Here is a 14104-nt window from a genome sequence, read left to right as displayed (position 1 = left end):
GTATAACTCAGAAAGCACGGCACCGGCCCCGCCGGGGCCGTGCTTTCTGCCGTATCATCAGACAACCAACTGTAAACAGTCGACGTATAACACTGAGGATGGGCCATGGCCGGAACGACAGCCCCGCTGCTGGGATTGCAGAAGCAGAACCTGCGCGAGCAGGCGGTTTCAGCACTGCGCGCCGCCATCACCAGTGGAGAGCTGGAGCCCGGCCGGCATCTGGTGGAAACCGAGCTTTCGGAAATGCTGCAGATCAGCCGGGGAACGCTGCGTGAGGCTCTCCGCCAGTTGGAACAGGAAGGTCTGCTGTCCCCGGGGCCGCGCGGTCGACTCTCGGTCCGGCACCTTGACGAAAAGGAAATCCGCGATATTTTCGCCGTACGGGCGGCCCTCGAATCATTGGCCGCACGCACCCTGTGCGAGCTCCCGGACCGCGAAGCTGCCATCGATTCCCTGCATCAGACCATTGACGCCATGGAGGCAGCTCAGGATGCGTCCTTGGAAGAGCGGATCGAATCCGACATGGAATTCCACCGCACCCTGTGCCGGCTGACCGGAAATGAAACACTGCTCCACTCCTGGGAATCACTGGAAGGATCCATCCGAATGTCCATCATGTTCGCCGGACGGGAGAAAGGGGTCAGGAACATGGGCGTAGACCGGCACCGCGAGATCGTCGCGGCCATCGAAACCGGCGACGCCACCCTGGCCCGCAAAACGATCCGCGAGCATATGGACGGCGCCGCAGACAACCTCGTCACCTAGACCCTCAGCTCGATATCTTCCGAAGAGATCCACCTCATCAGGAAGGGCACGGGCAAATTCATCGTCGGGGACCATATCGGCACGTTCGAAGCTGGGCACGTGTCCTTGATCGGTGCCGGCCTGCCGCACCACTGGGTCAGCGAGCTTGAACCCGGAGAAGTGCTGGAGCGGCGTGCAGTTATCCAGTTTGATGGAAGATGGGTTCAGCAAGCAGCTTCCAGCGTTCCGGAAATGAGCGAAATCAAACCCCTGCTGGAACTGTCCGCGCGTGGGATCGAGTTCCTCGGGCACACTGCCGAGACGGCGGCCGCTTCGCGACGCTTACTCACTCGCCTGAGGAGGAACGGCGCTGTCTCGCCGACGAATGGTTCATGCCGCAACTGAACAGCCACGCTGCGGCCGTGGTGGATTTCGTTCTCGAGTATGTGTTCGGGAATCACACCGGAAGCGTCAAGATGTCCGAGGCGGCGGCACTCGTGGGAATGTCGGTCCAACTTCTCGAAATACTTCAAATGCGCCACGGGGCGGAACTTCAGCCACTTGGTCCGCAAACTCTGGCTGGCACACGCCGGCGCCTGCTCGAACACAGCGACAAAGCCATCTCCGAAATTTGCTACGAAGTGCGCTTCTCAAACCTGTCCAACTTCGACCGGCATTTTCTGAGCGACTCCGGCGAAACCCCTAGGAACTAGCGCCAAAGGCTTAGTGGACGGACGTCCTAAATCTAGTTGGCCCTCCCCGACGGCGCCCGCGAAGGGCCTGCGCGGTTTCTCACCAACATCGCAACGCGTGCCTGAAAAGATAAGGATCTACAAGAAAATGACTGCGTCAATCTTTCGGGGAGGCACCTGGCAACCCGGTCGCAAAAGCGATAGCCGCCAAGAACATGTGTTCTTAGCGGCTATCGCAAACGTTTCAGGGAAGTCAAGAACTATACATTAAATCTAAATTCAACTACGTCGCCGTCGGCCATGACGTATTCCTTGCCTTCGATGCGGACCTTGCCGCGGGCCTTGGCCTCGGCCATCGAACCGGCCTCGATGAGGTCATCGAAGGAGACCACCTCGGCCTTGATGAAGCCGCGCTGGAAATCCGAGTGGATCACGCCGGCGGCCTGCGGTGCCGTGTCGCCCTGGTGGATGGTCCAGGCCCGTGTCTCCTTGGGTCCGGCGGTCAGGTAGGTCTGCAGGCCCAGCGTGTGGAAACCGACGCGGGCCAGCTGATCGAGGCCGGACTCGTCCTGGCCATTCATTTCCAGCATTTCACGGGCTTCTTCCTCGTCCAGTTCCACGAGGTCGGACTCGAGCTTGGCGTCGAGGAAGATGCAGTCGGCCGGGGCCACAAGGGCGCGCAGCTCTTCCTGCTTCTCGGGGCTGCCGAGGATTCCCTCGTCCGCGTTGAAGACGTAGATGAACGGCTTGGCCGTGAGGAGACCGAGCTCCTTGAGGTGTTCCATCTCCAGCTTGTCACTCTTGATCGAGGAGAAGATGGTGTCGCCGCGCTCCAGCACGGCCTGCGCAGCCTTGACGGCGGCCAGCTCGGCGGCTTCGCGCTTCTTGATCTTGACTTCTTTTTCGATCCTGGGGACGGCCTTCTCGATGGTCTGCAGGTCCGCCAGGATCAGCTCGGTGTTGATCGTCTCCATGTCCGAGCGGGGATCGACCTTGCCGTCGACGTGGATGACGTCGGGGTCGTCGAACACGCGCACGACCTGCGCGATGGCCTCGGCCTCACGGATGTTCGCGAGGAACTGGTTGCCCAGGCCCTCACCCTCGGAGGCCCCCTTGACGATGCCGGCGATGTCCACGAAGGACACGGCGGCCGGCAGCAGGCGCGCCGATCCGAAGATGGCGGCGAGCTTCTCAAGCCGCGGGTCCGGCAGGTTCACGACGCCGACGTTGGGCTCGATCGTGGCGAACGGGTAGTTCGCCGCGAGCACCTGGTTGCGGGTCAGTGCGTTGAAAAGAGTTGATTTGCCGACGTTGGGCAGTCCGACGATGCCAATAGTAAGAGCCACGAGTATTGATTCTACCGGTAAACGGGCCGGTCCCCTGCGGCAGCTGGGCGTTGTTCGCCGTCGGCGTCCCTCACCCTTCCCACACAGGGAGGGCCCCGTGCGTCACTGGCTAAAAGTGTCAGTGCTGCGTGCCAGAGTGAAGACATGGACGCTTTTGCACTCATTCTCGCCTTGTTGATGCTGTTGATCGGGGCCGTCGCGGGCGCCGCCTTCACCTTCGTGGTGTTGCGGCGCCGCAGCGCCGGCCTCGAACAGGACTTCGACGGCGTCTCCGCGCGCCTGTCCGAGGTCAGCGCCCAGTTCGCCGCCGCCGACGCCGAACGCCGCCTGCTGGCGGCCCAGAACCGCGAGCTGGGTGACGCCCGGACCCAGGACGGCAGCGTGCTGCGCGCGCTGGCCCCCGTGGCCGAGAAGCTCACAGCGGTCCAGCAGCAGGTCTCGCTCCTGGAACGGGACCGGCTGGAACAATACGGCCAGCTGGCCCAGCAACTGCAGGAAGCGAGGCTCTCGGACGAACAGCTGCTGCGCTCGACGCATGCCCTCGAATCCGCCCTGCGTTCCAACAGCGCGCGCGGCCAGTGGGGCGAAGTGCAGCTGCGCCGCGTGGTCGAGGCAGCCGGCATGCTGCGCCATGTGGACTTCCATGAGCAGCTGCACAGCTCCGGTTCCGCGGCCGAGAACTCCGTCCGGCCCGACCTTGTGGTGCAGTTGCCCGGCGACAAGCAGCTCGTGGTGGACGCCAAGGTGCCGCTGACGGCCTACCTTGAAGCGCAGGAACTCGGCGCTTCCACGGGCGGACGGGCCGCCGGCGGCGGAACCTTGAACGGCCAGCAGGCGCTGCTGGCTACCCATGCGAAGGCCCTGAAGGCGCATGTGGACGCCCTGAGCAACAAAAAGTACTGGGATATCCCCGGAAATGCTCCGGAGTTGGTGGTCTGCTTCCTACCAGCAGAGTCCATCCTGGCCGCCGCGCTCACGGCAGATCCGGCCCTGCTGGACTACGCGCTGTCCAAAAACGTCGTTCTTGCCTCGCCCGGGACCCTGCTGGCGGTGCTCAAATCAGTGGCGTTCACCTGGCGCCAGGACGTGCTCACGGACAGCGCCCGGGAACTCTTCGAACTGGCACAGCAGCTCTATGAGCGGATGGGAACCCTGGGCGAGAACGTCTCGAAGCTGGGCTCCTCGCTGAAAACGTCGGTGGACCGCTACAACTCCCTGGTCGGCACGTTGGAGGCCAGGGTGCTGCCGACGGCACGGAAACTCAACGCCTTGGAAACCGCCGGACTCGCAACCCCAATCACTGTCGAGGCGACACCGCGCTCGTTGGCGGCGCCGGAGCTGCAGCAGGTCACCCGGCAGGCGGATACATCCCTCGCAGAAGACGACGACGACAGCGCGGGCACGGCCGAGGGCAGCGGCGACCCGGAAGAGTCGGCTGCCTAGGCTGTCGCCCGGCTAAGGCTAGGACTGCTCGGCGGCGTTAGGACTGGTTCGCCGGGCGGGCGCCGCGGCCGCCAAGGGCGCGGGAAACGTCCCCGGCCTGCTTGAGGGTGGCACGGAGTTCCTTCGGCAGCGAGAAGAGCAGGTCTTCCTCAGCCGTGACGACTTCCTCGACGGCGCCGTAGCCGTAGTCGGCCAGCAGGCGCAGCACGTCCTTCACCAGCACCTCCGGCACCGAAGCCCCCGACGTCACACCGACCGTGGCAACGCCTTCGAACCAGGACTCGTCCACCTCATTGGCGAAGTCGACCCGGTAGGAGGCCTTGGCCCCGTATTCCAGGGCGACCTCGACGAGGCGGACGGAGTTCGAGGAGTTGGCCGAACCCACCACAATCACGAGGTCCGCCTGGGGCGAGATCTTCTTGATGGCGACCTGCCGGTTGGTGGTCGCGTAGCAGATGTCGTCGCTGGGCGGATCCTGAAGAGTGGGGAAACGCTCCTTCAGGAGGCGCACGGTTTCCATGGTCTCGTCCACGCTCAGCGTGGTCTGCGAGAGCCAGATGACCTTCTCCGGGTCACGGACCGTCACCTTGTCGACCTCGTGCGGGCCGTTGATGATCTGGATGTGCTCGGGCGCCTCACCGGCGGTCCCTTCGACCTCTTCGTGGCCGTCGTGGCCGATCAGCAGGATGTCGAAGTCGTCCTTCGCGAAGCGGACTGCCTCGCGGTGCACCTTGGTCACCAGCGGGCAGGTGGCGTCGATCGTGCGCAGGCCGCGGTCCTCCGCGGACTGGACCACAGCCGGGGAAACGCCATGGGCGGAAAAGATCACCAGGGCGCCCTCGGGGACCTCATCGGTTTCGTCAACGAAGATCGCGCCCTTTTCCTCGAGGGAACTGACCACGTGGACGTTGTGCACGATCTGCTTGCGGACGTAGACGGGCGGACCGTAGTGCTCAAGCGCTTTTTCCACGGCGATGACCGCACGGTCGACGCCGGCGCAATAGCCACGCGGGGCCGCGAGCAGCACCTTCTTCGGTCCGGTCACGGGGGCCGCCGCCAGCACTTCTTCCGGCGTTCGCCGCCGGCGCGGAACGGAGGGCATCGGAATGGATACTGCGGTGGAGGTCATTCCCCAATGCTACCGGTGTTCGCTAGGGCCGGACATTTGGCGCAGGACGGCGCCCGCGGACAACCCGGAGCACAATCCCGGCCGCCAGTAGCGCGCCGCCCGCCAGCAGGGCCGCCGTAATCCACTGGCCGAAGCTGGCCGTGGCGGCCGCTACGAACTCCCGCTTGAAGATCTCCGCCACGTCGTTGCCGGTCCCGGTCCCCTGGAGCATGCTGCCGGCCGTATCCGAGCCGAATTTCCAAACTCCGGCCAGGACCAGGCCGCCAAGGCCGGTGCCGGCCAACACCGTCCACTTCCGCCGGGCAGCGACGAAGGCAAGGATGAACGCGATGGCTGAGCCCACGGCCACGGCAGAGCCCATCGGCGCGTAGGCGGAAATCCGTTCAATGAGCTGGCGCTGGTCCGACTGGCCGATGTTGATGCGCACCTGTTCCGGCGCCTTGAGCGGAACCGGGGAAGCTTCCGAGACGCGCTTGACCACCAACCCGACCAGCGGGGCGACATCCAAGGTCAGGGAAGTGGTGCCGTCGACCTCCGGCGGAAGCGTGCGCGGGTCGGCAAAGCTGAGGCGGTGGCTCCTGCGCAGGGTCTCGGCCCAGGCATCCGAATAACCGGGCATGGAGACCAGGGACTTTGCGGCGTCCGCCAGGATCGGCTTGACCACCGCGGCCACGGGGTCTGGAAGCTGCTGGCCGCCAAAAGACATGCCGTTCACTGCGGCCGTCGCCAGCCTCTTTTGGAAGACCGGATCCTTGCCCAGCGGGGCGGTGAGCGCGACGAACCCCTCCTCCTGGACAATGTTCCGGTCCACCCACATGGCCGGGACGGCAACAGCGGCCATAGCCAGGCCGATCAGCACGGCAACGGCCGAGACAAAAGTGCGCACGAAAGTCTCCTAGGAGGTTGGGAGTAGACCATCCTACGGTGCCGGCGCAGCGAACCCGAAAGCAGGGCACCGTAAAGCAGCCGGCCAAAACGTCCGGCCCTGCTGGTAGAGCTATGGATAGAGTTGAAGCACTCCCCGCCTCCATCAAAGGATCTGTCCCCCATGCACCAGCACCAGGCACCATCCGCCGGCGGCCACCGGCATGTCTGAAGACACCGCCGCGGCCAGCACCCTGCCGGCAACTGCCGCGGACACCAGCCCGGACAATCCCTGGCCCCTGCAGCTGCTCTCGCAGAAGCTGAAGATGCACATCGACCGTGCGCCCTCGGCATGGGTCGAAGGCCAGGTCATCGAGCTCAACCGGCGCGGCACCAACGCCTACCTCACGCTGCGGGACATCGATGCGGAGATCTCCCTTCCGGCCTCGGTGTGGACCAACGTCCTGGACCGCCAGGCCACCCCGTTGGAGCGCGGCTCCCGGGTAGTGGCGCTGCTCAAGGCCGAATTCTGGCTCAAGACGGGCCGGCTGAACATGTCGGTGAAGGACATCCGGCCGGTGGGGCTGGGCGACCTGCTGGCCCGGATCGAACGGCTGCGCCAGGCCCTCGCGGCGGAGGGGCTGTTCGCCGATTCCCGCAAGAAGCGGCTGCCGCTGCTCCCCCACCGGATCGGCCTGATCACCGGGCGCGACTCGGATGCGAAAAAGGATGTCCTCCGCAACGCGGCGCTGCGCTGGCCCGCCGTCGAATTTGAGATCCGCGAGGTGGCCGTGCAGGGCAACACTGCCGTGGCCCAGGTCATCGGCGCGCTCAAGGAGCTCGATGCCCACCCGGTGGTTGACGTGATCGTCATCGCCCGCGGCGGCGGCGCCCTCGAGGACCTGCTCCCCTTCAGCAGCGAGGAGCTCATCCGGGCCGTCGCCGACGCGGCCACGCCGGTCGTCAGTGCGATCGGCCACGAAGCCGACCGCCCCATCCTCGACGACGTTGCTGACCTGCGCGCCTCGACGCCCACCGATGCGGCGAAACGGATCGTGCCCGACGTCGTGGAGGAACTGGCACGGGTCCGGCAGGCCCGGGAGCAGCTGCGCCGCGGTGTCACCCGCTTGGTGGAGCGGGAAAAGGACCGGCTGGCCGCGCTCCGCTCCCGCCCGGTGCTGGCAGCCCCCGAGGGCATGGTCACCGCCCGGCACGACGACGTCGAGCGGCTCAAAAGCCGCTCACACGCGGCGATCAATACCGCAGTGGTACGGGCGGCCGATCAGCTGGTCCATCTCAAGGCCCAGGTGCGTGCACTCTCACCGCAGAAAACGCTCGACCGCGGTTACGCCGTCGTCCAGCTTGACGTCGGCAGTACCGCTCCCGGGACGCGCCATGAAGTGGTGCGGCACCCGGACCAGGCACCGCCAGGCACCGCGCTGGCCGTGCGGGTGGCGGGCGGTAAGTTCACGGCGCAGTCCACCGGCGGCCAGGTGCCTGCCGAGGACTGACCGGCCCACCAGGCAACCCAAACACCCCAAGATTTCCCAGACCCCGCAAAGCGCCCGAACAAGCCCCGGCTTCGGGTGGCACCGCATCCACGCAAGGAGCACCAGCATGGCAGCAGAAAACGCAGCAACCCCGACACCGAACACCGACATCGACGCCCTCAGCTACGAGGAGGCCCGCGAACAACTCGTCGGCGTGGTGGGCCGGCTGGAGGCAGGAGGCGCCAGCCTCGAGGAATCGCTCGCGCTCTGGGAGCGCGGGGAGGCCCTCGCCAAGCGCTGCGAACAGTGGCTCGAGGGCGCCCGCAAGCGTCTCGCCGCCGCCCGGGACCAGGCCGGCCAGGAAAACTGACCCCGGGCTGTCCGGCTAGGAGCGCCGCACCAGCTCGCGTTCCATGTCGACGTCGAGCTCCGGGACGGGCCACTCAAGCGCGAGTCCTTCGAGTGCGTCGAGCAGCAGCTGCTGCACGGCGATCCGGGCGTACCACTTCTTGTTGGCCGGGACGACGTGCCAGGGCGCGAGTTCGGAGCTGGTCTGCTCAAACGCCGCCTGGTAAGCGTCCATGTAGTCGTCCCAGAAGGCCCGTTCCTTTAGGTCGTTGCCGCTGTATTTCCACATTTTCGATGGGTCATCGAGCCGGGCGAGCAAGCGTTCCTGCTGTTCATCGCGGCTGATGTGCAGCATGACCTTGACGATCTTCGTTCCGGCGGCCGCCTGCCGGGCCTCGAACTCGTTGATGGCCCGGTAGCGGCGCTCCAGTTCCTCGGCGTCGGCCCAGCGGTGCACGCGGTGGATCAGGACGTCCTCGTAGTGGGAGCGGTCGAATACGCCCACCATGCCCGCCGCGGGGACTTCCTTTTCGATCCGCCAAAGGAAGTCGTAGGACTGTTCTTCCGGGGTGGGCGCCTTGAAGGACTTCAGCTGCACGCCCTGCGGATTCATCTGGCCCATGACGTGGTTGACGATGCCGCCCTTGCCCGCGGTGTCCATGGCCTGCAGGACCAGCAGGACGCGCTTCTTGCCGCCGGTCCTGGACTCCGCGAAGAGCTGTTCCTGCAGCTGCGTGAGCTTGCCGTCGAGCTCGCTGAGCAGCGTCTCCCCGGCAGCCTTGTCCCCGGCGTATCCCGGCGTGGAGCCCGGGTCGAGGTCACGGAGGCTGAACTTCTTGCCTGCCTTCAGGGTTTCGGAGGGGTGCTTGTCGAAGTCCACGACATCTGCCATCAAAGCCTCATTCCGGTTCGGGCAGCCCGCCGGCCGGACGTTCGACCAGCGGCGCTGCTGACCCGAATCCTAGTTGCCCTGGTACCGGCTCAGGAAGTCCGCCATGCGGTTGATCGCTTCTTCGAGGTCCTTGACGTTCGGGAGGGTCACCATCCGGAAGTGGTCCGGCCGGACCCAGTTGAAGGCGCGGCCGTGGGAAACGAGGATCTTCTGCTGGCGCAGCAGGTCCAGGACGAATTTCTCGTCGTCGCGGATGTGGTAGACCTCGGGGTCGAGCCGCGGGAACAGATACATCGCCCCGCGGGCCTGCTGGGTGCTGACACCCGGAATGGCGTTCAGCATGTCGTAGGCCTTGTTCCGCTGCTCCAGCAGGCGACCGCCGGGAAGGATCAGGTCGTTGATGCTCTGGTAGCCGCCCAGCGCCGTTTGGATGGCGTGCTGCGCCGGCACGTTGGCGCACAGCCGCATGTTTGCAAGCAGGTTGATGCCTTCAAGGTAGTCCCCGGCATCTTTCTTCGGGCCCGAGATGGCCATCCAGCCGGCCCGGTAGCCGCAGACCCGGTAGGCCTTGGACAGCCCGCTGAAGGTCAGGCAGAGCACGTCGTCGCCGGTGAGGCTGGCCATGTTCACGTGGACGGCGTCCTCGTAGAGGATTTTTTCGTAGATCTCGTCCGCGAACAGCACCAGCCCGTGCTTCTCGGCCAGGGCCACGATCTTCTTGAGCGTTTCCTCCGGGTACACGGCGCCGGTGGGGTTGTTGGGGTTGATGACCACGATGCCCTTGGTGCGCGGCGTGATCTTCGATTCCAGGTCGTCCAGGTCGGGCTGCCAGCCGGAGTCCTCGTCGCAGAGGTAGTGCACCGGCTTCCCGCCGGCCAGGGCCACGGACGCGGTCCAGAGCGGATAGTCCGGGGTGGGAATGAGGACCTCGTCGCCGTCGTCCAGCAGCGCCATCAGCGACATCGTGATGAGCTCGCTGACGCCGTTGCCGAGGTAGATGTCATCGACGTGGATGTTCTGGATCCCGCGGGTCTGGTAGTACTGCGAGACGGCGGTGCGGGCGGAGAAGATACCGCGGGAGTCGCTGTAGCCCTGAGCGTGCGGCAGGTGGCGGATCATGTCCACCAGGATCGCGTCCGGCGCTTCAAACCCGAAGGGGGCCGGGTTTCCGATGTTCAGTTTGAGGATCCGGTGGCCCTCTGCCTCCATCTGCTGGGCGGCCTGAAGAATCGGTCCACGGATGTCGTAGAGGACATTATGAAGCTTGGTGGACTGCTTGAATTCTGCCATTCATCAAATATGCCATATGGCGGATGTACTTCCCCTGAGACGTGTCTCACAGCGAAAGTCCGCGTCACACGGGGCGCCGCAACAACGGCGGCGGCCGCCGGGCCCGGGGGTTCCGGATCCGGCGGCCGCCGTCGAACACTCACAAGTTCCGGTCTACTTGACCAGGCCCTTGTCCTTGAGCCACGCTGCCGCGGCGTCCTTGGGGTTCTGCTTCTCGGAGCCGCCAACCGCGCGGTTGAGGTTGATCAGGTCCTCCGTGGTGAGCAGCTTGGAGACGGCGTTGATGGCTTCTTTGGCCTTGTCGGTCATCTTGGCCTTGTTGTACAGCGGCAGGACCTGCTGGGCGATGAAGTTGTTCTTCGGGTCCTCCAGCACCACCAGGTCGTTGTCGGCAATGGCCGGGGTGGTGGTGTAGATGTCGGCCACCTGGACCTGGTCCGAGAGCAGTGCCTTGACCGTCACAGGGCCGCCTCCGTCGCTGAACGGTTCCAGCTTCTTGGGCTCGCAGCCGTAGTTCTTCTTCAGGCCCGGCAGCCCGTAGGCGCGTTCGGCGAAGGTGGCGGGGGCGCCCACCACGATCTCGCCACAGACCTTGGCCAGGTCCTCGATGGACTTCAGCTTGTACTTCTCCGCGGTGGCTTTGGTGACCACCATGGCGTCCTTGTCCTCGGCCTTGGACGCGTCCAGCACGGCCAGGCCGTCGGGAAGCTTGCCCGGCAGTGCCTTGGCGATGTCGTCGGCGGAGATTTCGGTGGCGTCCTTGTTCACGTGCAGCAGCAGGTTGCCGCTGTAGTCGGGAACGACGTCGACCGAGCCGTCCTGGACGGCCTTGAAGTAGACCTCGCGGGAACCAATGTTCGGCTTGGTGCTGGCGGTGACGCCGGCGGCGTTCAGTGCCCCGGCGTAGAGCTCGGCAATGATCTGGCTTTCGGTGAAGTCGGCCGAACCGATCACGAGGGCGCCGCCGGCTCCCCCGGAGGAACCGCCGCTAGCGGGTGCCGAGGACAGCGGGTTGGACGAGCCCCCGCAGGCGGACAGGGCCAGGGCCAGGCCGACGCCGGCGGCGAGGCCGCCGAATGCGCGCCTGCCGAGGGCTCGTTGGCGGTTTTCTTTCATGACGTACCTCCTTGGACAACAGTCTCCGCCGGTGCGGGGTCTGTGAGATCAACCGCGGCCTGCTGGCTTCGGTTTGGCTTGCTGGCGGCCCCGCGTGAGAGGAAGAGCCGCTGGAATAGGACGAGGACAAGGTCCACGGCGATGGCGAGGGCCGCGATGAGCAGCGAACCGCCCAACATCTGGGGGAAGTCGGAGAGCACCAGGCCGTCGAACAGGTAACGGCCGAGGCCGCCCAGGTTGATGTACGCGACCACCGAGACGGTGGCGATCACCTGGAGGACGCCGGTGCGGAAGCCGCCGAACATCACCGGGAGGGCATTGGGGAACTCGGCGCGGAAGAGCACCTGGAGTTCGGTCATGCCCATGGCCCGGGCGGCGTCCACGACGTTCCGGTCCACGCTGGAGATTCCCGCATAGGTTCCGGCCAGCAGAGGCGGCACGGTCAGGATCACCAGCGCCCAGACCGGCGGCATCAGCCCGATCCCGGCGAGCAGCACGAAGAGCGTCAGCAGGCCCAGGGTGGGCAGGGCGCGGAGGGCCCCGGCGAGGGCCACCACCGCCACCCGGCCGCGGCCGGTGTGCCCGACGTAGAGCCCGACCGGCACCGCGATGGCGGTCGCGATCAGCATGACCAGGCCGGTGTATTGCAGGTGTTCGGCGAGGCGCACGGGAATGCCGGTGCTGCCGGACCAGTTCGCGGGGTCGGCGAGCCAGGCGAAGGTGTCCGTGAAGACGTTGCTCATGCCGACGCTCCCGCCGCGGAATCGGAGAGGCGCCGGGCCGCGGCAGGCTCCCCGGATTTTCCGGTCTTACCGGCGCTGGCTCGGGTCCAGGGCGTCAGGAGCCGTTCGAACAGGACCAGGACGGCGTCCATCAGCAGCGCCAGCACCAGGATGGCGACGATGCCCACCACCACCTCGGTGACGAAGTCGCGCTGGAGGCCTGAGGTAAAGAGCATTCCCAGGTTGCCGATGCCCAGCAGTGCGGCCACGCTGACCAGTGAGATGTTGCTGACCGACACCACCCGCAGGCCGGCGAAGAGCACCGGCAGGGACAGCGGCAGGTCGATCTGGAGGAAACGGGCCAGTGGCTTGAACCCCATGGCGACGGCGGCCTGCTGCAGGTCCTCGTCCACCGAGTCGAAGGCATCCAGCGCCGCCCGGACCAACAGCGCCACGGCGTAGATGGTCAGGGCGACCACGACGTTGGCGGGGTCCAGGATCCTGGTTCCCAGCACGGTCGGCAGGATGATGAAGAGCGCCAGCGACGGGATGGTGTAGAGCAGCGAGGAGGCGGTCAGCACCACGGTGCGCAAGGTGCGGTTCTGCCTGGCCAGCTGTGCCAGCGGAATCGAGATCAGCAGGCCAAGGATCATCGGCAGGATTGCCAGGACGAGGTGCTGGCCGGCGAGGCTGAAGACCTGCCCGCTGTTGGCCAGGAACCACTGCATCAGCGCACGCCTTGCCGAAGTCGCCGGTCCGCGTCGATCACGGCGAGCACTTCTGCTGCCTCGATCACACCGGCCACCCGGCCGTCCGAGTCGACAGCGACGCCGAGGCCGGACGGCGATGACAATGCGGCGTCGAGGGCACGGCGGAGGGTCTCGCCCTTATGGAACAGCGAGCCGCCCGGCACCGTTGCGGCACCGGCGCCCGGCGCGCTCCAGCCAAGCGGCCGGCCGTCGGCGTCGACCACGAGCTGCCACTCGCCCGAGCCGGGGCCCCCGGCGTCGAGTTCGCCGGCACGGACGGTGTCCACCGGGTGGATCGTGACGCCGTCGGAGGGACTGAACGCGAGGTGGCGGAAGCCCCGGTCGCGGCCCACGAAGGACGCGACGAAGTCGTTGGCCGGTGCCCGCAGGATCTCCTCCGGCGTCGCGTACTGCGCCAGCTTGCCGCCGCCGGCGAAGACGGCCACCTTGTCCCCCAGGACCGTGGCTTCGTCAATGTCGTGGGTGACGAACACGATGGTTTTGGCCAGGTCGCGCTGCAGGCGGAGCAGTTCCTTCTGCAGTTCGTCGCGCACCACGGGATCCACGGCGCTGAAGGGTTCGTCCATGAGCAGCACGGGCGGGTCTGCGGCGAGGGCGCGGGCCACGCCCACGCGTTGCTGCTGGCCGCCGGAAAGCTGGGACGGGTAGCGCCGGCCGAGACCGGAGGCGAGGCCGACGACGTCGAGCAGCTCTTGCGCGCGCTTGCGGGATGCGGCCTTGGAGACCCCGTTGAGCCGCGGAACGGTGGCGATGTTATCCAGGACGGAGCGGTGCGGCATCAGCCCGGAGGACTGCATGACGTAGCCCATGGAGCGGCGCAGCTGGGCCGCCGGCACGGTGGTGACGTCCCGCCCGTCGACGGTGATGGTTCCCGACGTCGGCTCCACCATGCGGTTGATCATCCGCAGCGAAGTGGTCTTGCCGCAGCCGGACGGCCCGACGAAGACCGTGATGGCGCCCTTGTCGATGGACATGCTCAGATCGTCGACGGCGGCCTGGCCGCCCTGGTACTGCTTGGTGACGCTCTGGAACTCGATCATGGCCTCTGCCATTCCGGGCTTACCTAACTGTTGGCGGCAACATGGGACGGTCCAGCCAACTGATCATATGCATGCTGATTTTTGGCTGTAAAGCGGGTATGACCCAGCGTAGCTGCCACCGCGGACGATGTCGGGGCACCGGATCAAAGAAACGGGCCCGAGATCGCCAGCGGCGCCGGGGCTACCCATGCCATTCGGCGCCGTCCGGGATTCGGATG

Annotated in this window: 15 protein-coding genes; 6 read left to right on the top strand and 9 right to left on the bottom strand. The window is 66.1% G+C overall.

Annotated features, from left to right (window positions below):
- The first annotated feature begins 105 nt into the window (after nt 1-105).
- From AC1DNC_RS13160 to AC1DNC_RS13150, 3 genes are read left to right on the top strand one after another with little or no spacing between them, the layout of a single operon-like run.
- On the top strand, nt 106-765 hold the full coding sequence (locus AC1DNC_RS13160) for a GntR family transcriptional regulator (RefSeq protein ID WP_476862981.1): 660 nt from the start codon (nt 106-108) through the stop codon (nt 763-765).
- 12 nt (nt 766-777) lie between these two features.
- On the top strand, nt 778-1149 hold the full coding sequence (locus AC1DNC_RS13155; RefSeq protein ID WP_476863206.1) for an AraC family ligand binding domain-containing protein: 372 nt from the start codon (nt 778-780) through the stop codon (nt 1147-1149).
- A complete protein-coding gene (locus tag AC1DNC_RS13150; RefSeq protein WP_476862980.1) occupies nt 1137-1457 on the top strand; it encodes a helix-turn-helix transcriptional regulator in 321 nt (106 codons plus the stop codon). Before AC1DNC_RS13155 ends, AC1DNC_RS13150 begins: the two co-directional genes overlap by 13 nt.
- A gap of 239 nt (nt 1458-1696) precedes the next feature.
- Here the strand turns inward: AC1DNC_RS13150 and ychF are convergent, their stop codons facing one another.
- Entirely contained in the window at nt 1697-2782 is a 1086-nt protein-coding gene (gene ychF / locus AC1DNC_RS13145) for a redox-regulated ATPase YchF (protein WP_346960224.1), read from the bottom strand.
- Nucleotides 2783-2926: 144 nt separating this feature from the next.
- Here ychF and AC1DNC_RS13140 point away from each other — a divergent pair, with 144 nt between their 5' ends.
- Complete coding sequence (locus tag AC1DNC_RS13140) at nt 2927-4225, top strand: DNA recombination protein RmuC (RefSeq protein WP_476862979.1); 1299 nt, start codon at nt 2927-2929, stop codon at nt 4223-4225.
- Between the two features lie 37 nt (nt 4226-4262).
- Here the strand turns inward: AC1DNC_RS13140 and AC1DNC_RS13135 are convergent, their stop codons facing one another.
- On the bottom strand, nt 4263-5354 hold the full coding sequence (locus tag AC1DNC_RS13135; RefSeq protein WP_476862978.1) for a 4-hydroxy-3-methylbut-2-enyl diphosphate reductase: 1092 nt from the start codon (nt 5352-5354) through the stop codon (nt 4263-4265).
- A 22-nt stretch (nt 5355-5376) separates the two neighbouring features.
- Entirely contained in the window at nt 5377-6240 is an 864-nt protein-coding gene (locus tag AC1DNC_RS13130; RefSeq protein WP_476862977.1) for a hypothetical protein, read from the bottom strand.
- Nucleotides 6241-6442: 202 nt separating this feature from the next.
- Between AC1DNC_RS13130 and xseA the strand changes: the two genes are divergently transcribed.
- Both xseA and AC1DNC_RS13120 read left to right on the top strand, forming a co-directional pair.
- On the top strand, nt 6443-7729 hold the full coding sequence (gene xseA / locus AC1DNC_RS13125; protein ID WP_476862976.1) for an exodeoxyribonuclease VII large subunit: 1287 nt from the start codon (nt 6443-6445) through the stop codon (nt 7727-7729).
- Nucleotides 7730-7835: 106 nt separating this feature from the next.
- A complete protein-coding gene (locus AC1DNC_RS13120; protein WP_476862975.1) occupies nt 7836-8078 on the top strand; it encodes an exodeoxyribonuclease VII small subunit in 243 nt (80 codons plus the stop codon).
- 15 nt (nt 8079-8093) lie between these two features.
- On the opposite strand, the gene AC1DNC_RS13115 is transcribed toward AC1DNC_RS13120, so the two are convergent.
- From AC1DNC_RS13115 to AC1DNC_RS13090, 6 genes are all read right to left on the bottom strand, one after another.
- Nucleotides 8094-8948 (bottom strand): polyphosphate kinase 2 family protein, encoded by an 855-nt coding sequence (locus AC1DNC_RS13115; protein ID WP_476862974.1) that lies wholly within the window; start codon nt 8946-8948, stop codon nt 8094-8096.
- 69 nt (nt 8949-9017) lie between these two features.
- Nucleotides 9018-10238: a pyridoxal phosphate-dependent aminotransferase gene (locus tag AC1DNC_RS13110; protein WP_476862973.1), complete on the bottom strand. Its 1221-nt coding sequence runs from the start codon at nt 10236-10238 to the stop codon at nt 9018-9020.
- Nucleotides 10239-10391: 153 nt separating this feature from the next.
- Entirely contained in the window at nt 10392-11354 is a 963-nt protein-coding gene (locus AC1DNC_RS13105; protein WP_476862972.1) for an ABC transporter substrate-binding protein, read from the bottom strand.
- Nucleotides 11351-12097 (bottom strand): ABC transporter permease, encoded by a 747-nt coding sequence (locus AC1DNC_RS13100; protein WP_476862971.1) that lies wholly within the window; start codon nt 12095-12097, stop codon nt 11351-11353. The genes AC1DNC_RS13105 and AC1DNC_RS13100 overlap by 4 nt, the downstream gene beginning before the upstream one ends.
- A complete protein-coding gene (locus AC1DNC_RS13095) occupies nt 12094-12804 on the bottom strand; it encodes an ABC transporter permease (protein WP_476862970.1) in 711 nt (236 codons plus the stop codon). Before AC1DNC_RS13095 ends, AC1DNC_RS13100 begins: the two co-directional genes overlap by 4 nt.
- Nucleotides 12804-13898 (bottom strand): ABC transporter ATP-binding protein, encoded by a 1095-nt coding sequence (locus AC1DNC_RS13090; protein ID WP_476862969.1) that lies wholly within the window; start codon nt 13896-13898, stop codon nt 12804-12806. The genes AC1DNC_RS13095 and AC1DNC_RS13090 overlap by 1 nt, the downstream gene beginning before the upstream one ends.
- Nucleotides 13899-14104: the final 206 nt, after the last annotated feature.

It is taken from the genome of Arthrobacter sp. 01N442 (assembly GCF_056399345.1).
This window is presented reverse-complemented; position numbering and strand designations above follow the sequence as displayed.

Excerpts from the sequence above, each read along its gene's own strand:
- AC1DNC_RS13160 (WP_476862981.1), top strand. The coding sequence starts at position 106 with ATGGCCGGAACGACAGCCCCGCTGCTGGGATTGCAGAAGCAGAACCTG.
- AC1DNC_RS13150 (WP_476862980.1), top strand. The coding sequence starts at position 1,137 with ATGCCGCAACTGAACAGCCACGCTGCGGCCGTGGTGGATTTCGTTCTC.
- AC1DNC_RS13140 (WP_476862979.1), top strand. The coding sequence starts at position 2,927 with ATGGACGCTTTTGCACTCATTCTCGCCTTGTTGATGCTGTTGATCGGG.
- AC1DNC_RS13135 (WP_476862978.1), bottom strand. The coding sequence starts at position 5,354 with ATGACCTCCACCGCAGTATCCATTCCGATGCCCTCCGTTCCGCGCCGG.
- xseA (WP_476862976.1), top strand. The coding sequence starts at position 6,443 with ATGTCTGAAGACACCGCCGCGGCCAGCACCCTGCCGGCAACTGCCGCG.
- AC1DNC_RS13120 (WP_476862975.1), top strand. The coding sequence starts at position 7,836 with ATGGCAGCAGAAAACGCAGCAACCCCGACACCGAACACCGACATCGAC.
- AC1DNC_RS13115 (WP_476862974.1), bottom strand. The coding sequence starts at position 8,948 with ATGGCAGATGTCGTGGACTTCGACAAGCACCCCTCCGAAACCCTGAAG.
- AC1DNC_RS13110 (WP_476862973.1), bottom strand. The coding sequence starts at position 10,238 with ATGGCAGAATTCAAGCAGTCCACCAAGCTTCATAATGTCCTCTACGAC.
- AC1DNC_RS13105 (WP_476862972.1), bottom strand. The coding sequence starts at position 11,354 with ATGAAAGAAAACCGCCAACGAGCCCTCGGCAGGCGCGCATTCGGCGGC.
- AC1DNC_RS13100 (WP_476862971.1), bottom strand. The coding sequence starts at position 12,097 with ATGAGCAACGTCTTCACGGACACCTTCGCCTGGCTCGCCGACCCCGCG.
- AC1DNC_RS13095 (WP_476862970.1), bottom strand. The coding sequence starts at position 12,804 with ATGCAGTGGTTCCTGGCCAACAGCGGGCAGGTCTTCAGCCTCGCCGGC.
- AC1DNC_RS13090 (WP_476862969.1), bottom strand. The coding sequence starts at position 13,898 with ATGGCAGAGGCCATGATCGAGTTCCAGAGCGTCACCAAGCAGTACCAG.